The following is a 445-nucleotide window of genomic DNA, read 5'->3' as shown; positions in this document are numbered from 1 at the left end:
CCGCCCCCGCCGACCATCACCGCGTCCGGCTGCGGCAGATCCAGCAACGCCGCCGGCGCCTGCCCGCGCACCACCCGCACCCGCACCCCGTGCATCGTCGCGTTCAAATCGATGCGCTCACACGAATCCGCATCCCGCTCCACCGTGATCACCGCCGCACCCAGGCGCGCGCACTCGATCCCCACCGAACCGGAACCCGCCCCGACATCCCACACCAGCGTCCCCGGCCGCGGCGCCAACCGCGCCAACGCCAAAGCCCGCGCCTCCGAGGTCGTGATCCGCGCCGTACGGTGCACGAACGCGTTCTCCGGCAGCGCCCACGCCCCCGGCGGCCCGGCCCAGCCCGCCACCAACGGCGCCCGCGGCGGCGCGAGCCGGTCCTCATCGACACACAACACGATGCTCGGCTCACCCCAGTGGTGCCGGCCCGCCGCCTCCTCAAGGC

General features: G+C 74.8%; 1 pseudogene. It reads right to left on the bottom strand.

Annotated features, from left to right (window positions below):
* A pseudogene (locus tag KGA66_RS31305) lies at window positions 1–445 on the bottom strand (RsmD family RNA methyltransferase); the annotation flags it as partial.

The sequence above is a fragment of the Actinocrinis puniceicyclus genome, assembly GCF_018283645.1.
Classification (GTDB): Bacteria; Actinomycetota; Actinomycetes; order Streptomycetales; family Catenulisporaceae; genus Actinocrinis; species Actinocrinis puniceicyclus.
This window is presented reverse-complemented; position numbering and strand designations above follow the sequence as displayed.